Annotated in this window: 18 protein-coding genes; 11 read left to right on the top strand and 7 right to left on the bottom strand. The window is 55.0% G+C overall.

The genetic code is table 11. The annotated features are described in order from the left end of the window. Positions 1-74 precede the first annotated feature (74 nt). Complete coding sequence (locus AOT96_RS34820; protein ID WP_178377339.1) at positions 75-2,075, bottom strand: ATP-binding protein; 2,001 nt, start codon at positions 2,073-2,075, stop codon at positions 75-77. Positions 2,076-2,294: 219 nt separating this feature from the next. On the opposite strand from AOT96_RS34820, the gene AOT96_RS22345 reads away from it, so the two are divergent. The 4 genes from AOT96_RS22345 (at position 2,295) to AOT96_RS22330 (ending at position 7,751) form a co-directional block, all read left to right on the top strand. Continuing rightward, on the top strand, positions 2,295-3,380 hold the full coding sequence (locus tag AOT96_RS22345; RefSeq protein ID WP_065352345.1) for a DNA cytosine methyltransferase: 1,086 nt from the start codon (positions 2,295-2,297) through the stop codon (positions 3,378-3,380). A gap of 105 nt (positions 3,381-3,485) precedes the next feature. Next, positions 3,486-4,646 (top strand): NaeI family type II restriction endonuclease, encoded by a 1,161-nt coding sequence (locus tag AOT96_RS22340; protein WP_231783274.1) that lies wholly within the window; start codon positions 3,486-3,488, stop codon positions 4,644-4,646. A 186-nt stretch (positions 4,647-4,832) separates the two neighbouring features. After that, positions 4,833-5,516, top strand: a complete 684-nt coding sequence (locus AOT96_RS22335; protein WP_065352343.1) for a hypothetical protein — start codon at positions 4,833-4,835, stop codon at positions 5,514-5,516. Positions 5,517-5,615: 99 nt separating this feature from the next. Continuing rightward, on the top strand, positions 5,616-7,751 hold the full coding sequence (locus tag AOT96_RS22330; protein WP_065352342.1) for a helix-turn-helix transcriptional regulator: 2,136 nt from the start codon (positions 5,616-5,618) through the stop codon (positions 7,749-7,751). A 177-nt stretch (positions 7,752-7,928) separates the two neighbouring features. Here the strand turns inward: AOT96_RS22330 and AOT96_RS36605 are convergent, their stop codons facing one another. Then, the gene (locus AOT96_RS36605) at positions 7,929-8,090 is read right to left on the bottom strand and encodes a DUF3892 domain-containing protein (protein WP_081377575.1); all 162 of its coding nucleotides are present in this window, start codon (positions 8,088-8,090) and stop codon (positions 7,929-7,931) included. A gap of 454 nt (positions 8,091-8,544) precedes the next feature. Here AOT96_RS36605 and AOT96_RS22325 point away from each other — a divergent pair, with 454 nt between their 5' ends. Then, complete coding sequence (locus tag AOT96_RS22325) at positions 8,545-9,465, top strand: hypothetical protein (RefSeq protein ID WP_081377576.1); 921 nt, start codon at positions 8,545-8,547, stop codon at positions 9,463-9,465. A gap of 57 nt (positions 9,466-9,522) precedes the next feature. Here the strand turns inward: AOT96_RS22325 and AOT96_RS22320 are convergent, their stop codons facing one another. Further along, positions 9,523-11,127: a hypothetical protein gene (locus AOT96_RS22320; RefSeq protein ID WP_143173092.1), complete on the bottom strand. Its 1,605-nt coding sequence runs from the start codon at positions 11,125-11,127 to the stop codon at positions 9,523-9,525. An 81-nt stretch (positions 11,128-11,208) separates the two neighbouring features. Next, positions 11,209-11,439, bottom strand: coding sequence for a DUF2188 domain-containing protein (locus AOT96_RS22315; protein WP_065352910.1), 231 nt, complete (start codon positions 11,437-11,439; stop codon positions 11,209-11,211). 185 nt (positions 11,440-11,624) lie between these two features. Here AOT96_RS22315 and AOT96_RS22310 point away from each other — a divergent pair, with 185 nt between their 5' ends. The 4 genes from AOT96_RS22310 (at position 11,625) to AOT96_RS36600 (ending at position 15,915) form a co-directional block, all read left to right on the top strand. Next, a complete protein-coding gene (locus AOT96_RS22310) occupies positions 11,625-12,824 on the top strand; it encodes a DUF4062 domain-containing protein (protein ID WP_143173093.1) in 1,200 nt (399 codons plus the stop codon). Between the two features lie 1,143 nt (positions 12,825-13,967). Next, a complete protein-coding gene (locus AOT96_RS22300) occupies positions 13,968-14,585 on the top strand; it encodes a hypothetical protein (RefSeq protein ID WP_065352338.1) in 618 nt (205 codons plus the stop codon). 8 nt (positions 14,586-14,593) lie between these two features. Further along, positions 14,594-15,136 (top strand): hypothetical protein, encoded by a 543-nt coding sequence (locus tag AOT96_RS35405; RefSeq protein WP_143173095.1) that lies wholly within the window; start codon positions 14,594-14,596, stop codon positions 15,134-15,136. After that, entirely contained in the window at positions 15,079-15,915 is an 837-nt protein-coding gene (locus AOT96_RS36600; RefSeq protein ID WP_414899116.1) for an SMODS-associated NUDIX domain-containing protein, read from the top strand. The genes AOT96_RS35405 and AOT96_RS36600 overlap by 58 nt, the downstream gene beginning before the upstream one ends. On the opposite strand, the gene AOT96_RS35400 is transcribed toward AOT96_RS36600, so the two are convergent. Together AOT96_RS35400 and AOT96_RS35795 are read right to left on the bottom strand one after the other, a co-directional pair. Then, positions 15,863-16,303, bottom strand: a complete 441-nt coding sequence (locus tag AOT96_RS35400; protein WP_143173096.1) for a hypothetical protein — start codon at positions 16,301-16,303, stop codon at positions 15,863-15,865. The two genes, AOT96_RS36600 and AOT96_RS35400, sit on opposite strands and share 53 nt — an antisense overlap. Further along, on the bottom strand, positions 16,304-16,474 hold the full coding sequence (locus tag AOT96_RS35795) for a hypothetical protein (RefSeq protein WP_178377336.1): 171 nt from the start codon (positions 16,472-16,474) through the stop codon (positions 16,304-16,306). Between the two features lie 132 nt (positions 16,475-16,606). On the opposite strand from AOT96_RS35795, the gene AOT96_RS34810 reads away from it, so the two are divergent. Continuing rightward, on the top strand, positions 16,607-17,137 hold the full coding sequence (locus AOT96_RS34810) for an IS630 family transposase (RefSeq protein WP_073512994.1): 531 nt from the start codon (positions 16,607-16,609) through the stop codon (positions 17,135-17,137). On the opposite strand, the gene AOT96_RS22290 is transcribed toward AOT96_RS34810, so the two are convergent. Beyond that, complete coding sequence (locus AOT96_RS22290) at positions 17,097-17,546, bottom strand: hypothetical protein (protein ID WP_065352337.1); 450 nt, start codon at positions 17,544-17,546, stop codon at positions 17,097-17,099. The genes AOT96_RS34810 and AOT96_RS22290 overlap by 41 nt on opposite strands. 175 nt (positions 17,547-17,721) lie before the next feature. Between AOT96_RS22290 and AOT96_RS36075 the strand changes: the two genes are divergently transcribed. Further along, positions 17,722-17,868 (top strand): DUF4177 domain-containing protein, encoded by a 147-nt coding sequence (locus tag AOT96_RS36075; RefSeq protein ID WP_231783272.1) that lies wholly within the window; start codon positions 17,722-17,724, stop codon positions 17,866-17,868. The last annotated feature ends 471 nt before the right edge of the window (positions 17,869-18,339 follow it).

The following is an 18,339-nucleotide window of genomic DNA, read 5'->3' as shown; positions in this document are numbered from 1 at the left end:
ACTCGTCGACACCAATTGATGCAAGACCAAGCGGGCTCGCATCGATGCGAACCGCCAATTACATCTTTTCAATGTTAGAAGTCGAAACTGGAATCCTGTGGTCCCATGCCACTCGCACGTGCATCTTTGTCGCGGTAGGAAGATGTTGCAAGGACCGATCTGGTCAGCGACACCTCCCGAACTTTACGATCAAAACTATCCGTGTTCAAATCGCTATCTAGGATAGACTTATAGTGATAATAATGGCTTGCGGTTCGCTTATGCACCTGCGACCAGGTCAGGAGATCTATATCGTCGCGATTCTTCCAAGATTCCAGGACGCGATCCATCATCGAATAGTTATCACTTGCAATAAAGACTCCGATGATATTCGATTGGCCGACAGATAGCTTGTTAACATATCCCTCAAGCTGATGAAGATCGTCTAGCGTAGCATCATGTCCGCTTCTCTTGATTTCAATCACCACAAGTTGCCCGTCACCGTTGAGCGCTAAGAAGTCATACCGCGTACTGTCACGACCTTTGCCATTGGACACCTCGCTTAGATTCCATTCCTCCAACTGCTTAGAAATAGTCTTTTCTTCTGATAAAACTTGCCATTCAGGATTGATCAGCCATGGATAGCTAGCAAGAAGATCGTGCATATTGTCATTACCGCGAACGTGAGCCGTCTCCGACGCATTGTTAACAATCATAGCGAAGAATTTTTCGATTATTTCAATTCGTCCTTTGACTACCTCAAGAATTGCACGACTCTCAAGCACTTTCCAACCTTGAATATAAGCAACTGTCTTTCCAAACTGTTCAGGATCTTCTGAGGCCGTCTCCAGTTCGCTAATATAGTCGTGAAACTGCCTGTATTCAAAAGCTTGCAATATGGTGTCCGCCAACGAATTGATACGCTCCGGGTTAACTTCGGCATTGCCCAGCGCTCGTATAAACTTTGTAGCTTGAGCCTTAGACGGCGAGTCAAGTGAATCCAATCGCCCCTTTAACCTGGGATCCGAAGTAACTGTTTTCTCGGTTTCATTTTCTCGACGACTTAGACGTTCACGTAAGAGCTTTCGCGTTAATTGGTCTCCCCACGACTTGAGCTCTAAAGTAGCTTCATCCTCCCAATCAATTTCTTGGCGATCTGTGGATATGCGATCAGATTCATCGTCGTCTCCCGAATCCAAGAAATCTGCTTCCATAACTCCGGACAAATATTTTGTTCCGTGCTGACCACTCGCGGTCCCTTCAACGCCAAAAAAATACGGAGGGGCTTGAGCGGTCTTGCCATTGACGATTACTGTAAATCCCTGCAATTCAGACGGCAGAACTTTGTCCGAGAACCCTGCCCACCATCGAACTGAATCACCTGACGGAAGTTTCTCAATTTGCTCACCACTTACCGGCAATCGATAGACAAACTCGATGTCTGGTTCTCTGAGAATTTCTCCGTTAATCGAAATCTTCATTTCGCCGACTACTGATCTACTGAATCGTCTAGCAAGAGATCGGTGCAACCCGTCGATGTCGGGTGGGGTTTTGTGCTTCAACATTCGCATCGTTACGCGGGTACCACTCTCCGATTTTTCTGAGATGGGCACTTCTTTAACGACACCTTCTATGCCTAGAGTTCTAACCTCTCCACCATCCGCTTTTAGCTTGGCTCCATCAAGTTCGAATCGTGTGTATTTTTCATCGCGCCAAGTTTCGACCACCATCTTGCGACCTAAGCCGAAACCCGCGAGCTTTCCGACACCTTTTCTTCCCATAACCCGACGGCCAATTGGACTCGATTGGCCGGCGGAACGCCGATTTCGACCTATCACTAGGTACTCATCTTCGACTTGATCAGCTGTCATTCCAATCCCATTATCTAGAATAACCACAGTCGAAACATCACGGTCGTAGCTTGATTTGGTCGGAATAGTGAGCTCTACGTTCGTAGCGCCCGCATCCCATGCATTCGCAACAAGCTCCGCAATCGCGACGTCCCGGCGTTTATACATTTGAGTCCCGAGATGCTCAAGTGTGCGGCCGAGAACAGTAATTTCGAACCGACGGCTCGAGGGATCGGAATAATTCATGCCCGCTAGACTACTTCCTGGTGCTCGCAGCGGCGGGTAAAACGCGTCACGACCGTCCGACTCATGGCAGCCCGTTGGATGAAAGGAAGCCATCCCCCGACGGTCGTCCGGCCAAACGGCAGTTCTGGATGACTGCCGCCGCCGATCGCCGAATCGATCCGCACATTGGTTTGGACGTCGGACCGAGGCAATGTCGGACGCAGACCGTATCATGGTCGGATGCCTTCAATGATCGATCTTTTCGCCGGTTGCGGCGGCATGACCAGCGGTTTCTCCTCCGAAGGGTTCTCGCCAAAACTTGCGATCGAGTTTGATCTTCACGCCGCCTCGACCTATGCGGCGAACTTCGGCGAAGATCACACCCTTTACCGTGACATTGCGACCGTCAAGGCCCGCGAGATCCCGAAAGCAGACGTGGTCATTGGCGGGCCACCGTGCCAGGGATTTTCCAATCTTGGATCCAAGGACATCAACGACCCGCGCAATCAGCTTTGGCGCGAGTACCTGCGGGTGGTGAAGACGGCGAATCCCAAGGTCTTCGTGATTGAGAATGTTGACCGATTCATGCGATCCGACGAGTTTCAGCTGCTACTCGCTGAGACCGACGGCGGGTCGCTGAAAAACTATCAACTATCATTTGGCCACCTCAACGCCGCTGACTTCGGCGTCGCTCAACGACGAAAGCGCACGATCGTCATTGGATCTCGTATCGGCAAGATCGAGCTACCCGCTGCGACACATGCCCGCGAGCCCGCCACGCCAGACACCGCGAAATGGGCGGGAACTCGTACGCGGATTGGCCGCATTCCTGAAAAGCCCACATCGCTCAGTCTCCCCGACTCGACCGCGGAATTCTTCGGACATACGGTTCCAGGAATCTTCAAAGGGCTCGACATACACCTTGGCAGAACTCCCACGCCGCTGTCACTGGAACGCTATGACCATGTCCCACCCGGCGGGGGTCGGTTCGACGTTCCAGACCACCTTCTTCCTCGGTGCTGGCGAGAAAAGGCGACTGGGACAACCGATGTCATGGGAAGAATGCGATGGACGATGCCCTCCCACACAATTCGCACGGAGTTCTTCAAGCCTGAAAAGGGCTCGTACCTCCACCCACAGTGGGATAAAGCTGGCAAGCATCGAGTGAATCGCCCTATCACCCACTTCGAAGCATCAAGGCTCCAGGACTTCCCCGAGGACTTCCTATGGTGCGGTACTAAGATCCAAATTGCGAAACAGATCGGCAACGCGGTGCCGGTGGGCCTCGCGAAGGCCCTGGCAGGTCATCTGCGAAACTACCTATAACGAGGGGCGAGCAGTCACCCAGCCTTACATGTCATATCCAAGATGGCTCAACAACACGTCATGACGCACACATCAAATGTCTCTGGCGAATGACATCATAGGCTGGTGCCTGATAATGCCAGCCCCGACTTCGACGTTCAACTAGAGCCAGCGAACCTGACACAAGATGCACGCGCTAATGCAATGCGGCGAACACGTAACAGCTTCCGAAAGCATCCTACTCCGACCACTGCGATGTCTTCGGCTAAAAAACGCACTGAGGTTTTCAACAGGATTGCCCCGCAATCTCCGCCAGACGACCTCCTCCAGATCATTCGATGGTTCGAGGATCACGAAGAAGCCAGACATCGCTTCCGTTGGACGCTCAGAGATTCGATCGATGAGCTTCTCGACGGGCAAAGGACTGGCCGCTGGTGCTATCAACATCTGACCAAGACCGAAAAGACGTACCTCGGAACAGCTATCGAAGTAAACCTCACCCGCGAGTTCGAGATTACTGATGGCAGTGACCTTGACTGGAACATCGATGGCGTCGAAGTTGACTGCAAGTTCTCGAAGGACTTGGGCGGATGGGAAATCCCGATGGAGATGTACCTATGCGGAGATCACGGGCCACGGTCGGGAAAACTGAATCATCCAGCCCTGCTGGTCTGGGTCAATGATGACGCCAGCGAGTGGGCTGCCGGACTGCTCCGCATCACAGACGAACGACTTCGTTGGAAAACCACCGCCTCGGCTGATCGAATCCGGGCCTACAACCGAGACAACAAGCGTCGCATCAACGAAGAAGCCTTCAGTGAAATCTACTGGTTGTGGGGTGGAATTCAGGCTGATCTACCAACGAACCTTCTCCTTCACTTAGACGCAGACACGCGAGATAAAATTCTCACCCCAAAATCCAGCGGACAAGGACGGTTGAACGAACTCTTCCGCCACATCACGATGCGCCTCGTGAATCGTCAAGTTGTGCTTGCGGTCGGTCAGCAAGACGACGCGCCAAAGCGTGTCCGTGATTCGCGGATTGCACTCCGCGATGATGGTTTCATCATCGTCGGACACCAACGCCCATATACACAGATCGCACACGCACTCGACCTGACACTACCCGCGAAGGGGTCTTGGATGTCTGTTCGAGTCACCCCAGTCGAGCATTCCGACGAGCGCGCGAAGTTTGGAGCGCATGGCAGGTGGTGGGCAATCGCGAGAAGCACCGATACAGGAGCAGCGCCGGTACTGTCCGAAACCACCGCAATTACGTCGGGATAGCGGGCAAACTAACTAACCTATGCAGCGTCGTGGTCCGTCATGCTGCGCCACTTCGGAGGACTTGCAGGCGCGAATTTCACTTGCTGGTGGCGCGCTGTCGCTGCCTGAGCTTCGACACCTCCTCCCCTGGCTGCTAACTAACCACAAGCGATCGAAAACACTGCTTTCTGGCATTACATCGGAACAATGATGTCGTTCGACGACGTTGAGAGAATTCGAGACGATATCACTGATCTCGATGTTTCACTGCTGATCAATGCCAATGCAGACCATTTGGAGGCCAATTGGCCACACCTCGGAGTGTCTCGCACACCGGTCACCGATGAGCCAGCGACCATGATGCCGAGTAGTCACAACTATCGATGGTCATTTGAATCCGGCCGACTCGCCATCGACGTAGGAACGCAGCGAATTCTTATGGCCAAGAACGGCAGACTCATCAAGGCTCGCGACGAAATCTCGGCGGCCTCGTGGGAGGACTTACGCGGACCTCTAGCAAATTACCGACTCGCTCGGGTCGCACTGCACGGAATTCGGCGCTCAATCACGATAGATGCAGAGCAGAGCCTCGACGGACGCAGTGATGTAGAAGACGTGGCCACTTCGCTCGACGACCGCTATTACGTCACCGAAGCCACAATCCGAGTGTCGTCCACTACCACCACCGATGGCTTGTCAGATCTGCTCGTTGATTTTGGTGGCAGCACTGTTCATGCATGGTCGGGAGCAAGCATCCGCGACCTCACCACAATTGCAGGGCAGGTTTTGAATGCAGGGCAGGTTTTGAACTTCCGCCAACCCCTCACACCCGGTGAAATTGCACGAATGCTCTCGATCGACTCCGCGCCACCACCAGATGATGAACAGTGAGGGCTTCAACATCGTTTCATTGACGCCCTGAAATCAATCATTGACTCAATGTAGTTGATGCTGCATGCTTGCGTGGGTCATTCAACCGAAGGTGGGTCCATGTCGACGATCAACTCAATCGGTGCCGTTCAACTGGGGCATCGCCTTACTCAACTACGCGAACAGACGGGCCGCAAGCAGGGCGAGCTCGCTAAACAGGTCACGTGGAGCCCTGCCATGCTGTCGCGCATTGAAGCCGGCGATCGCCAGATTTCAGACGAAGAACTCAGCTTGCTCCTGGCTGCCATCGGGACCCGCGAAGCCACAGAGCTAGCCGAAGCGCTGGCTCGCGATTGGTCTATCCTCCCCCGCCCGGCACTCGATCATTCTGACCAGGACCTACTCTGGGACGCCGAACAGCTGGCCGACTCGCTCCTGCAGCTCGCTGTCACGCCGAGCGTCCGTCCTGCCTTCGAACGACGACTGCAGGAATACATCGAAGAGATCCGTGAGGCCGCCAAGCTCCTCTTGCGCCGAGAGCACGGGATCGCGTTCATCGGCAGTATTGGGGCCGGAAAGTCGACGGCAATTTGCCGCGCCACAGGCCTTGAGGTTGAGGGCCAACAGGGGCGTCCATCGCCCGTGCTCGAGACAGGCGGCGGAGGAATTACGCTGTGCGAGGTCCATCTCCGAGTCGGCCCTGGCTACGGTATCGTCGTAGAACCGCGCACGCATGACGATATCCGCGTTGACGTCGAAGACTTTGTCGACCAACTACTGCGCGCGGGACAACCCGACACGAAAGACGAGCACGCGACTGATGGTTTCCGCGCCGTTCCACGCGAGATCGAGCGGGCCATACGCAACATGGCGGGCTTGAACCCAACGCGGACAAAGGGCGCCGACGGAAAAACCGTCCGATCTGACCCCGCTAAGGACCTCGCCACGGCTATCCCGTCAAAGCGCGAACTCGTCGTCGAACTATTGACAAGGATGGGACTCCATCGACGAGACCGCCGAGACGAGTGGTTTGACCCCAGCATTGCCTCAAGCCCGTTGGACTGGTTGAAGAGCACTTTCGAACGCATCAACAATGGTCGACACCCCGAATTTTCGCTTCCAACGCGTATCGAACTGGTCCTCCCGGAGCTGATGGCGAACATACCTGGGTTGACGATCAACATCGTTGATACAAGAGGTATCGATCAGCCAACAGGCCGGGCGGACCTGGAATCACATCTGGAAGACCCGCACACCGTCGCGGTACTGTGCTCAAGCTTCAACGCAGCACCGGAGCAGTCTGTACAACACCTTCTCAAACGGGCCCGAGACATCGGAAACCCTCAAATCGACTCCAACTGCGCAATTCTCGTCCTTGCTCGACCGGAGGAAGCACTTGCGGTCAAAGACGAAACTGGGCTCCGGGCGGAATCGATCGAGGAAGGATACGAGCTCAAGTCTGAACAGGTCAGCGTCGCGCTCGGCCCCTACCAACTCGATTCGATGCCCGTCGAGTTCTTCAACGCTCTCGACGACGATCCGAATCGGCTTCGCGATTTCCTCGCCAACCGTGTGGCACATACTCGGCAGGAGTTTCGTCGACAGCTTCGCGACATCCTGGCAAACGCTGAGAACCTGATCGCAAATGCCGAGCAAGAACAAGTTCTTGAGGTTCAACGTGACGCTAGCCGTCTCATAAGTAGCTGGGCAAAAAATAACCGCGAACCAGCCACAGTACGCAGCCAAATCCACGACACATTGTTTACCGAGATCTCCTCTGCTCATGCAAGTTCCGTCCACGCCGCAGCCAGGCGTGGAGGTGAGTGGCGGTCGCTCAGCTACTCACATCAACTTGGATTCGGCGCGCGCCGACTCGCAGTCCTCACCCTGCGTGATTCGGTGAAGAGCTTCACCTCTCTATGCGAGACGCTCTCGGACTCGATGCCTGAGGCCAACGAGCTCCTGTCGCAGGCGGCACGACTGATGTCGCAGACCTACGACGATCTGCTCAAAAAGATGCAGCTATCCGGAAAAACCCTGTACCGAAAGCAACTGCAGGAGGACACTGCAATGTGGACTGACTGTCTGCAAGCATGGGGCCAGGGGTCCGGCTACCGAAATCGGGTCGTTGAGCGCAATCGCGACTGGTTCGCGGAGGAGGACCGTGTGGACCTTGAAGGCGAACTTCGGATGACGCTGGCGCGTGAATGGACGACGCTACTCTCTCGTCTCGGGGCCATATTTGACACAGACTAGCTGTTCCAACTAGCACTTCCACGCAGATCTTGAGATTCTCACCAATACCGACGACCGTCAGGTCGTAGACATGACTGCCCTGGGCCAGATCACGCGTTGCGAGGAGCCCTCATAATCTGAACCCGCCTAACCAGTGCCCCGACGACCAACTAAACGTCGGGGCACTGTCTTGGAAGGTCAGTAGGTCGGCAACGAAAGCAAGTTGTCGTTAGGTACGCCATTCGCGAACGTGCGCAGGTACGGAACGGCTCCGGGGCTATGCACAGTTCCCACCTCTGATCGCGATTGCGGACCAGTCACATAAGCGCTGCCCTTCTGATTGTCGATGTAGTCCACCATCTGTGCCTTGGCGTTCTCCCCGATATTGCCGGTTGATTCGTTGAGCCATTAGAAATTAGTGATGTGCTCGTTCCGTGTGCCACCGGGCGACATCCGACGGTGAGTGGCCCGAACTGCCATGGTTCTTCCTCATTTCCTTTGAATTCCCGACCCTCAGTTGTTCTACCAAAAGATACCGACAACCTCAGGAGCCGCCGTTGACTATGGCTTTCATAGGGGCGCTAAATCGCGGCCCTCGGTGACCATGCTCGGATTGCGAGAACCGGCCCCTCACAGATGTGAATGATGTGGTTTACCGCTTCCCGAACATCACGAGCCGTCCATTCGTAAATATGGGAACTATCCGGGCGCAAAAATGCACCGAGTTTTGCGGTCGCGACATCTTCGACTGATCCAACGTGTGTACCTTCGGTCCACATTGAGTGAGGTCCGGCATCATTGGAAGGATCGGCAAATGAACATCGGCGACGAGTGCATCTACCAGTTACGCGACGGAACCCCGATCGAACGCGTTCGGATCGTTGGTATCGACGAACGAAAGAAGACTCCACGCTACGAGGTGAGCTTTCTTGACCGCGCGGAACCTTCGAAAGTCGAGAATGTTCCCCGCAACCGACTGCACGGCCCATGGCACAACGCCCAGGAATTCCGCCGAGTTCAGGACGGGTGGGCCGCGATAAGCCGCTACGAGCTCACGGAAGCAGAGGACTACGCCGCTTCCCATGTGTTCGATGTCCTTGTCCCCACCGAGATCGCCACTCTCACATGGCGACCCGTTTCCTGCGCAGTATCGATTAGCGACATCGATGCGCTCGATCAGATGATAGGCAATCCCACGCAGAACATCATCGACGCCGTCGCGCACTTCGAACTCGACGACGAACTCATCCTCTCCCCCGCTGCCGCTGTCACAATCGCGGAACACGTTTGCAGAAAAAACCCAACACCGATTCTCGATTGGCTGCGCGACGAAGAGAAGTCGGCTCGGGAAGCCTGCAAGCACGGAAAGCCCTACCCACGCCGTGACGACCCCAATCACCGGTCATCACCGGAATGGGAATATCAGTACTATCTCGAACACACGCGGCCGGTCCATGAACTACTCCGCCAGTGGGTCGGCCACCGGGCCATTGGCTTCTACGACAGACTCGCTGCTGCGGAAGCCGAAGTTCATCGCCTCGACGAGCTGGTCGGCCGGCTGATCGACTCCTTGAAGCAGAACGAGATAGTCCATTTCGCAGCCGCGATGGAGGAAGAGTATGAGAAGAACCGGATAACACCGTTCAATGTTCGACCCGATATCGACCGCCCCCTCGATCTTTCCGAAATACCGGTTCGGTATGTCGAGCGACGTCGAGGTCGCTGGTGGAACTGACACACCACCAAACGCGCATGCACGACAAGCTGAAGTCCTCACGGAGAGAACTACGGATCAGGAACCTCCAAACCTTCGCTTCAGTTCGGACAAATCGCTGTATCCAGGCGCGGGAATTCGAGGCATAGAAGTGGCCCGGTTGAAGGGGTCCAAGTCTACGCGTCGATTCCTGGCCCAGTCCAACCATTCGCGAGCAGACGCCCTCGCGGTCACATCCTCGATGCTGTCGACATAATCCGTGAGCGCTTCTAGATATTGGTCCAATTCACGAAGTACCTGCCAATTCCGAACTTGCTCGTTCAATACCTCCGCCCGCACATCTTCGGCCCATTGCTCAAGTGCCTTAACTTCGGCAATCTCATCTCGGCGTTGCTGCTCCTCCAGTCGTCGAAGCTCCGCCTCGCGCGCCAAATCGGCTGTGACAGTTAGCTCTTCTATCTGCTCCATGACGAACGGCAGCAGGTCTTCGAGCACCGTCTGCCCGTCATCAACCCAGTCCTGGTGATCGCGTCGATCACGCCCAAAATGCAGGCGTAACGTGAACTCATCTAATGGCACGTCAACCCACTTCTGCCATCTCTTGTATCCCGTGCGGATCTCGTGGCGAATATCAGCCTCGGTCGGTGTGTATTCACGACGGTCGATTGTCTGAATCAATTCGATGGAGAACGAACTGTGCCTGATCTTGATTGATAACTGACCGCGATCGGTTCCCTCCGACCTACCCTGCCAAGTCCTCGGTTCGATTGCGCTCAGATGGTGCCCGCGGATCTCGGACTCGGTCGCGAGAGCACTGAGCAGGTAGCAGGCCCGTTCCGTGGCGTCCACATCTGAAAGGGTCTGCTTTTCAAGAACTTCCGTGACCACCGGATGAGGTGGAAGCTGATGGCGCTTCCGTGAGGACGTCGATAGAGCTGACGAATGCCACGGCGGTGGACCAACAACTTCGATCGCCCAAGAGCGCCGCGCATGCCAGTAGTCAGAGCGGATTCGACGTCCGGAGGGCAGGAGGTCAAGGTCGCGAATCTTCCGCATGATCCGTTCGTCTTCCGAAGGATCGTGGCCGTCGTCGTAGCTGCGCGATGTTCGACCTAACCCCGATGCCGGGTCAAGTTGGAGAGCATCTATCAACGCTTCTGCCCGCTTCGCCAGTGACAGTTTGGCAGAGCGCTTCCCTCCAGGCGGAACCACCGCCGGAGGTGTTCGCGTTGCTCCGTGATCCTCATCGGACAGAGCATTCTCTGTATCAACTGCTTCAGCCTTCGGCGCTGAAACGGCCTCTCGCTTTCGCTCCGCGACTGGCGTCGATCCGTCGATTCGTTGCCCTTTTCCCAACCGATCTCGCTGTCGTTTCGACAAGCCGTGCCCGGCAGGGAAAGTGCCGTAGTCGAGGTAGTAGCGCCCTGCATCGGTGAGCGACGACGACCAGATTCCATTCAAGTGCGAAATCTTTACCAGCTGACGACCTGCAAGTGCTCGTGCAGTCGTTTTGCGCCCCGGTCCCGTCGATTCGATATCGGGACAACCGTCACCAATCCAACGCAAGATCGACTTCTGCCGATCTGTGAGCGCCTTCGTGATCGGGTTCATGATGGAAATTTCAACACGGCACGGGAAAGACCACTCACCGACGCTCGCCAACGATCCAATTCGTTCAGCCAACCATCATCTCTCAGCGTAACACGAAACCTGTCTGCAAGCGATCGCAAGAGGACCCATTCGATGGCCTCTGAACTGCAGAAACTATCCTTTGGGCGGGTTGTTATCCCTGCTGCGGGGATAAGTATTCTTCTCCCCGATCGTTCCATTTTTCTTTTTGATGACATGCTCGACTTCCCGGTCTACTGCCATCTCGCGACCTTTGGCCTGCGCTTCAGACTTGGTGGGCGCCGTATTCGATGCTCGCGAGTTTCCTTGAGGACGATTCTTCCAAATCCCATCCTCGAAGTATGTCTCTATGTCACCCGTTGCCATGTGTTCCTCCATTGATCGAAAAGGCATCTAGCTGCAATATATCCTTGCTCACCGACATGCTCACGTCCTTACCAAACGGGACACCGCCGACGAACCGGGCTGGGCAGAAAAAGTAGTCGACTCGCAACACGATCGGTCCAAATATGCGGTGATTGAGAAGAAGTAGAAGACCCTGGCACTCGACGGTGCTCAGTCGTCCCTGTTCAAGCCGGATCCGCCTCGAAACGTCAGACCTCTCGCATAGCCTGGGCAAAGCCATCACCAGAGGAGGTCACATGCGAGTCTTTATTAGCAGTGTTCGTCGCGGCTTGGAGGAAGAACGCGACGCATTGCCGGGGCTGATCACCGCGATCGGACACACACCCATCCGATTTGAAGACTTCGGGGCGACCGATCTTCCGAGCCGCGAAGCATGCCTGGCTGGCGTCGGGAACGCCGAACTGTATCTGCTAATACTCGGCCCAAACTACGGACACCGGTTCCTAGACACTCATCAATCGCCTACTCACGACGAGTGGGCTGCTGCGACAGCCGCCGGGATCCCCCGACTCGTTTATCGGAAAGACGGTGTGCAGTTCGAGAAGGATCAGGAAGAGTTCATCGAAGCAATTGGCGACTACACCTCGGGCGTCTTCTACGACACGTTCTCATCCACCGCGGACCTTCTGACGAAAGTCGCTGAAGCAGTCAGGAACGCAGCGTCAGCACCGGTCGGCCTCCGCTACACACCCCTCGACACCCACGTACCAATCGTATGGCGACGCACAGAACCTTCTCACACACTTTCCAGTGAACGACCCACATTGGAAGTTCACGTTCAGAACGTCGACACGAGACGATTTTCTGCCCGTGAGCTCGAAGAACTTGCTGACGCACTGCTGACTCGACTCCGAAATAGCGGTGTCGTCGATCACGAGCAGGGACTTTCGGTGGAACGAAACGATGGTTCAGTCGCCGTCGCAATCGCCGGATCAGTGCCTTCAACTTGGAACACTGTGCGACAGTCACGTGTCACAGGGGTTCGAGTATTGAGTTCAGGCCAGGTATCCGTCTGGTCAGAGCTGCCGTCCGACGGCCTTGGCGCAGTTCTGGACGACGAAGCGCTGACCAGCCAGATAGCCTCGGCGCTTCGACTGATCGGCGAGCTTAGAGTTGTCGTTGGGCCTGAGTTGGCGATCGCCGTTAGCGTCGATCCGATGAGCTCTGTATCAATCGGTTCTGTCAATGAAATGCCGAGGAGGAGCGCCAACTTCGGATTTCACTCAAGTACACCCGTCCGAGTCAATCCAGACGAGTCGACCACCCTCGCTGCGCTGGACTCAGGATCTAGTGAAGTCGCACGGAACCTCGTCCGCGAGCTGATCGAACAAGTCCGTCGCCGATGAAATCCCTCTAGATTCGAATTGCCCCGAGGACATCTCGAATCCGTTCGCGACTCGGTTAATCGTCGGCTCCAGTCGAATGACCATCTCGAATTGGCGACCGCGCGGCGTACTTTAAAGGGCGATGAGAGCAGAGCGGCAACAGCTATCGTCGATCGGAGTTAAGGTCAGAAACACTGGGAGCACCCGGCACGAGCATTCTCTCGTCTCCGCTACTGACCGCCGAGAAATCTGAAAGCACCAGCACAACCAGCCTCACTATCGGAGTGGTCGAGACCCGTGGAGCTTTTGTTTACCGACTTCTTCTTCACCCTCCCCGACGAACGAGGTGCACTCGCTCACGCCGCAGCCGGCGGGAACGCACACTTGCTGGCAGTCGACCTCGTCCCCGGCACGCGCGCTGTGCACGGCACCGAGATGTACGGGACATCGTCGGCCGGGCACACCCATGGGCCACCAATGAGCAGATCGTCGAAAACACCTTCGTCCGCGACACCCTCCGTAGCGACAGTTGAACCCACCACCGAAGGCATCGGCAGCACCCCCACGACCCCATCACGCGCGCGGAAGAAATCCTGGATAGGGATTCCGGCATCGAGCGCACCTGAACTGGATATCGGCCCTTGAGGGCGGTGCTTTACGTCCACAGGTCAGCGTTGGCGTTGGCCCTTACTCCTTAGGCTTTCTCGATCGTCAGTTTTGAACCAGTCACGGAAGTGGGCCAGAACATGTTCAAGAACCCTCGGCAGCACTCTTTCCGTGATACATCGGTCTATATATCAAATGTGATTTGCGTTTGCGCCGAGTGTCTCTCTACGCCGATGCAGCAAATCAATGACCAAGCGGTCGATGCCCTCGAAGGCCCCAACGGAGCATCGCCGCCGCGCGTGCAGATTCCCCCAACTCCTGTGTTCCTCGCCGTACGCGTTCCGTGAAGGCTTCTGGGCCAAGACCAACACAACTCAGCGACAATGTTTCAGGCATCGCCGACCGATCGCGCATGGGCAACCATCCCCTGAAACGCGCAGACCTCGTTATTCGGTGGGGAAAATCCGATATTGACCGTGCGACGACAGCCTGCGACACTTGCTTATCTGCCCGTTGGAATTGTATCCCAACGCACAGCGAGAGGATTGGATACCACCTATGATTATCGAGATCTGCGGAGCTCCAAAATCGGGCAAGACACAGATGGCCACTTATATCGAAGAACACGCCAAACACGATGGATTCCGCATCCGGCACTACCACGGCGGAGGTCGATTCATCCCGATGGACGGAAAGAACTCTCCTGAGTTCAACCTGGCAGCCGTCGCCCGAAATCTATACTATCTACTGACTGCACCCAAACCGGACAATACAGTAACCATAATGGATCGTGGGGTAGTTGACGCGCTAATTTTCACGGAAGCGCAGCTCGACTGTGAGATAATTTCACGCACAGAACGTGACGCCATCGTGAACTTCATAGATCAACCGCCAGTATGGCGCAAGATGGACCACATAGTAGTCTTGTCTGCTCATAGCGACGTTATACAAAATCGATGGAAATATTCAGTCGGCCCTAATCGTGGAAAACACCCAGGAAATCTGGAACTCAAATTAGCCTTGAATAATCGTTACAACGAAATTGAGAAGATTCTGAATACCCGGTCAGTTCGGTACACAATCGTCGAAGTGCCATCGAATCATCAAGAACTGCTGGAATCATCGGAAGAAGTATACCGCAGGATTCTCAGTTCAACAATTGAAGAAATGATATAATCATGTCAATGGCCTACAACTATACAATAAATTTGGAAATTGATAACGAATCCACACGAAGAATCATAGCGGTAAACTCAATCTACCAACAAAACGGTTGGGAAATTATTTCTTTGTCCGAATCAGAAGATAAGCCCAAACCTCACATTACAGTGATTCGCTCGAACAACTTGCCCCAACTTAGAAATTTAATGAATAAAGTCACTAAAGAGGGCGAGTTTCATGTTGATATACTTTCACCTCGTAACCCGGATAACTCAACCGACTATACCGTATCGAACGTTATCGCGACAGGCTCAGCCATAAGCTCGTTACATGAACTTACGAACACCATAGGGGACGTAGGCACGAGAATCGAAAATGAACTCCACCTGACAATCGCAAAAAAAGGAAAGAAAAAAATAAACACCCCTACCGGACTTGCCGATAATTATTTCCCAATCCGCGCAACGGTTATTTCCATAAGACTATCCAGAATGGGTGATGCGGGCGTGTGTTTGGACACAATCGAGCGAAACGAAACACGCCCGAAAGAAGGGAGCCGGAGTTGACTATCGCGATATCAATTGTGACGAGCCTTGTCGCAGCGATTCTTTTCACCATCGCCCAATACTTGTGGCGACATCGACGAGCAAGCAAACTTGTGCTCTGGAGTGTCACACACTGGCGTTCCTCTGTCCGGGTCTCGGTTGCATCAATCTGCATCTTTTGTATCGATTCGAAGTACGTTCTGGTTCGACAATCACGCCGACCCGACCAGATCGGACCAATCGGCGGTGCGGTCGATATCTTCCCAGCCGGGCTTAGGAGCCTCGACGATCTCGGATTTAAAGTCGAAAGCCCACTGGAATCAAAATGGGGAATCGCACGGACCGCACTACGCGGTTTTCTTCCGGCGCGGCAAGTCACGAGATTTGGATTGTGGCTCTTGGGTGACATGGGGCGGGAAAGCTTCCGAGAGTGCATCGAGCGCGAACTCACGGAGGAACTAACCGCAGCGGGAACCCCTGCCGATGAAATACCACGCTTTAGACACTTTCGATATGTTCGAACCGTCTCCGAAGGACCCAAATACATCAAAGGAACGGAAATTTGGCAATGGAGAATGATGCGCGTTTTCGAATACACCTTGGATCCCGATTTTGATTCAGAATTAATCACGTCGATACGTAGTAATTCCGGCCCAGAACTCTCTCTTGAAATGGTCACTGCAGACGAAATTAGGAGCGGGCGATCTGAATCCAACTCTGTGATTGGGAGCCATGCAGAGTACTTGCTCAACGGGAGGTCACATAGACATGAAATTCCACAACGAATTCGACGGGCATAAACTTCGTATGCACTAGTTGTTGCGTGCAGTCACCGATTGCGGCGTGCTGGTAATAACGCTTCTTCTTTCCGATGTGGCCAAGTGACTTAACGAATTTCACATCCACTTGCAATTGATGGCCGGAGCGTTGTTTTCGTAGCACTTCCCGGGTCTGCGTACGTTTGTAGCGCTGTGAGGTGGGTAGCCGATTGAAGCCGAGCTTGTGAAGGATTCGCCAGACACTGGACGGACTGATGGCGACGTCTGGTACCGGGCGAGGTACATCGAGATCCTTTGTGGCCGGAGTTGGTATTGCTGGCGGACGCAGGAGATCTTCTCTGTCCCCTCCGGATCGGTCTTCATCGGCTGATGGTGCGGCAAAGCTCGACTGATCACTGAGACCCTCCATTCATCCTTCTTCGAAACGTCGTCGCCGCACGTAGTCGCCGCACGTAGCAGCAGCGCCGGCTGACGCCGTAGTAGCGGCTCTGGCGGCGACACCGCCACCGGCTTCCTCGACGTGACACAGTGCGGGTTGGTCAACCAGCCCCGTTCGGGACGTCCACGCACGATCGATCACCGCCAGATCATTTCGGAAACCCTGGTGTCGCCCCCGAAGAAACTCGGCGTCCCCTATTGAAGCGCCCGATTGCTATCCGATCGACTGGGAATCAGCAACAGCACTGTCGCGGAGGCGTGACATGGGTACAGTGTGCAGCCCTGGCACAGTGAAATATTCAAGTTTTGCACCGATCCGGAACTCGTCGCGAAGGTCACCGACATCGTCGGGGTGTATCTCGATCCGCCGGAAAACGAGATCGTTGTGTGTGTAGACGAAAAATCGGAGATTCAGGCACCGGATCGGACGGCGCCGACGTTGCCTATGCAGATTGGGCTCCCCGAACGCCAAACCCACGACTACGTCCGCAACGGCACGACCACCTTGTTTGCGGCATTGGAGATCGCGACCGGAAAGCTGACCGGGATTTGCCGGCCCCGATACCGTCACCATCGAATTCTGGTGTTCGTCAAGCACGCGGCTCGGGCATATCCAGACCAGGAACTGTATCTGGTGATTAACAAGTACGCCGCCCACAAGAGGTCCGAGGTCCGCCAGTGGTGGGCGGGGAACCCGCGAATCCACGTCCATTTCACTCCGACGTGGGCATCGTGGATGAGCCTCGTCGAAGTCTGGTTCGGCATCATCGAACGCCAAGCCATCCACCGCCGGCGACGGCGATGAAGTCGACCACCTGCGGGTCGGCGTAGGCCCCCTCGTCGCCGATCACGAACGCAAAGAGCCCCGGATAAGACGTCTGGAGATCCTCGGGCACGAGATTCGATTCGACGTCTGCCCATCGCAACCTTTGTTCGTTCGACAATCCAACCCACCAACTCTGGAGTTCGATCAGTACACCGTCGACATAGTCGGCCACGTCGTCGGGAAGATGGAAGTGCTCGACATCCGCAAGGCCGGTGAACCACGGCCCTGCGAGTTTGGTGCCCTTGGTAAGTATCTCGTCGACGGACTCGTTCGGAATCTCAGCGCGCGGGCCAGCGAAGAGGACACGGCGAGCCTGGCTGTCGAGTGCAGCGAACCAACTCGTGATCTGGTCGACGTCCGGTGTCGGTGATTCTTCGCGTGTCGTCATGAGGTAATTCTAGAAGTGCAGATTTCCTTGTTCTCCGTGACCTCACAGATTCCAGCGATTCTGAAGTGTTCAAGATCTGCACTCGTTAGGCTGCCTGGCCATTGAGACATGGCAGTACTGGACCGAATCAATCAACATCACCGAGCGATGGAACGCGAAGAAGCAAGTCGAGGCAATGGCGAAGTTCAACGAGTATCTCAATCACCTCGGCTCACAAGGATGGGAACTCATCAGCTACCAAGAAGTCCTGATGACAGGGAACTTCACGGGAAACGTCAAGGGGCGCAATTACATGGCGATCTTCAAGCGGAGAACTTCGTGAAGAAATCGACGACGACACCCGCTCCCCAGCCGTTGACTGCCGACGAAGAGCGCCTAGTTCGCGCAGACCTCACCGACCTCGTCCTTTTCGAAGCCCTGCTCCAGTAGAAAGGGATCGACGGACTTGTCATCACGTGCGAGTAATGCAAATCCGATCATCAATTCACCTGGTCGGCAGTGACTGACAACCTTATTACCCTCCTTCGTGACGGCACCTCGAAGTCGAACCACAATCAAACTGCAGGAACCTTCGTGAGGTGGGATTGGTGCCGGGGATATGCGGCTTCCTTTTCCTCGGACATTCCGCGCTACTTGTCGTGACCGGATGCTTATCCGGTCATGCAGCTTGGAAGACTCCTCCAGTGGAATCTTCATATGGATCAAACGACACAGCCCATTGGAATAAACTCTTCGAAGAATGAAGGTCTGGCAACTCGCGAGCACGTTCTCGCTTCGAACCGTCACTGAGCGC

It is taken from the genome of Rhodococcus sp. 008 (assembly GCF_001682295.1).
Classification (GTDB): Bacteria; Actinomycetota; Actinomycetes; order Mycobacteriales; family Mycobacteriaceae; genus Rhodococcus_F; species Rhodococcus_F qingshengii.
The sequence above is the reverse complement of the archived record's forward strand: the minus strand, read 5'-3'. Positions and strand labels throughout refer to the sequence as shown.

Bases quoted from the DNA above. Each gene is read 5' to 3' on its own strand.
- AOT96_RS34820 (WP_178377339.1), bottom strand. From the start codon at position 2,075: ATGAATTATTCCGATCCCTCGAGCCGTCGGTTCGAAATTACTGTTCTC.
- AOT96_RS22345 (WP_065352345.1), top strand. From the start codon at position 2,295: ATGCCTTCAATGATCGATCTTTTCGCCGGTTGCGGCGGCATGACCAGC.
- AOT96_RS22335 (WP_065352343.1), top strand. From the start codon at position 4,833: ATGATGTCGTTCGACGACGTTGAGAGAATTCGAGACGATATCACTGAT.
- AOT96_RS22330 (WP_065352342.1), top strand. From the start codon at position 5,616: ATGTCGACGATCAACTCAATCGGTGCCGTTCAACTGGGGCATCGCCTT.
- AOT96_RS36605 (WP_081377575.1), bottom strand. From the start codon at position 8,090: ATGGTGGACTACATCGACAATCAGAAGGGCAGCGCTTATGTGACTGGT.
- AOT96_RS22325 (WP_081377576.1), top strand. From the start codon at position 8,545: ATGAACATCGGCGACGAGTGCATCTACCAGTTACGCGACGGAACCCCG.
- AOT96_RS22315 (WP_065352910.1), bottom strand. From the start codon at position 11,439: ATGGCAACGGGTGACATAGAGACATACTTCGAGGATGGGATTTGGAAG.
- AOT96_RS22300 (WP_065352338.1), top strand. From the start codon at position 13,968: ATGATTATCGAGATCTGCGGAGCTCCAAAATCGGGCAAGACACAGATG.
- AOT96_RS35405 (WP_143173095.1), top strand. From the start codon at position 14,594: ATGGCCTACAACTATACAATAAATTTGGAAATTGATAACGAATCCACA.
- AOT96_RS35400 (WP_143173096.1), bottom strand. From the start codon at position 16,303: ATGGAGGGTCTCAGTGATCAGTCGAGCTTTGCCGCACCATCAGCCGAT.
- AOT96_RS22290 (WP_065352337.1), bottom strand. From the start codon at position 17,546: ATGACGACACGCGAAGAATCACCGACACCGGACGTCGACCAGATCACG.
- AOT96_RS36075 (WP_231783272.1), top strand. From the start codon at position 17,722: ATGGCGAAGTTCAACGAGTATCTCAATCACCTCGGCTCACAAGGATGG.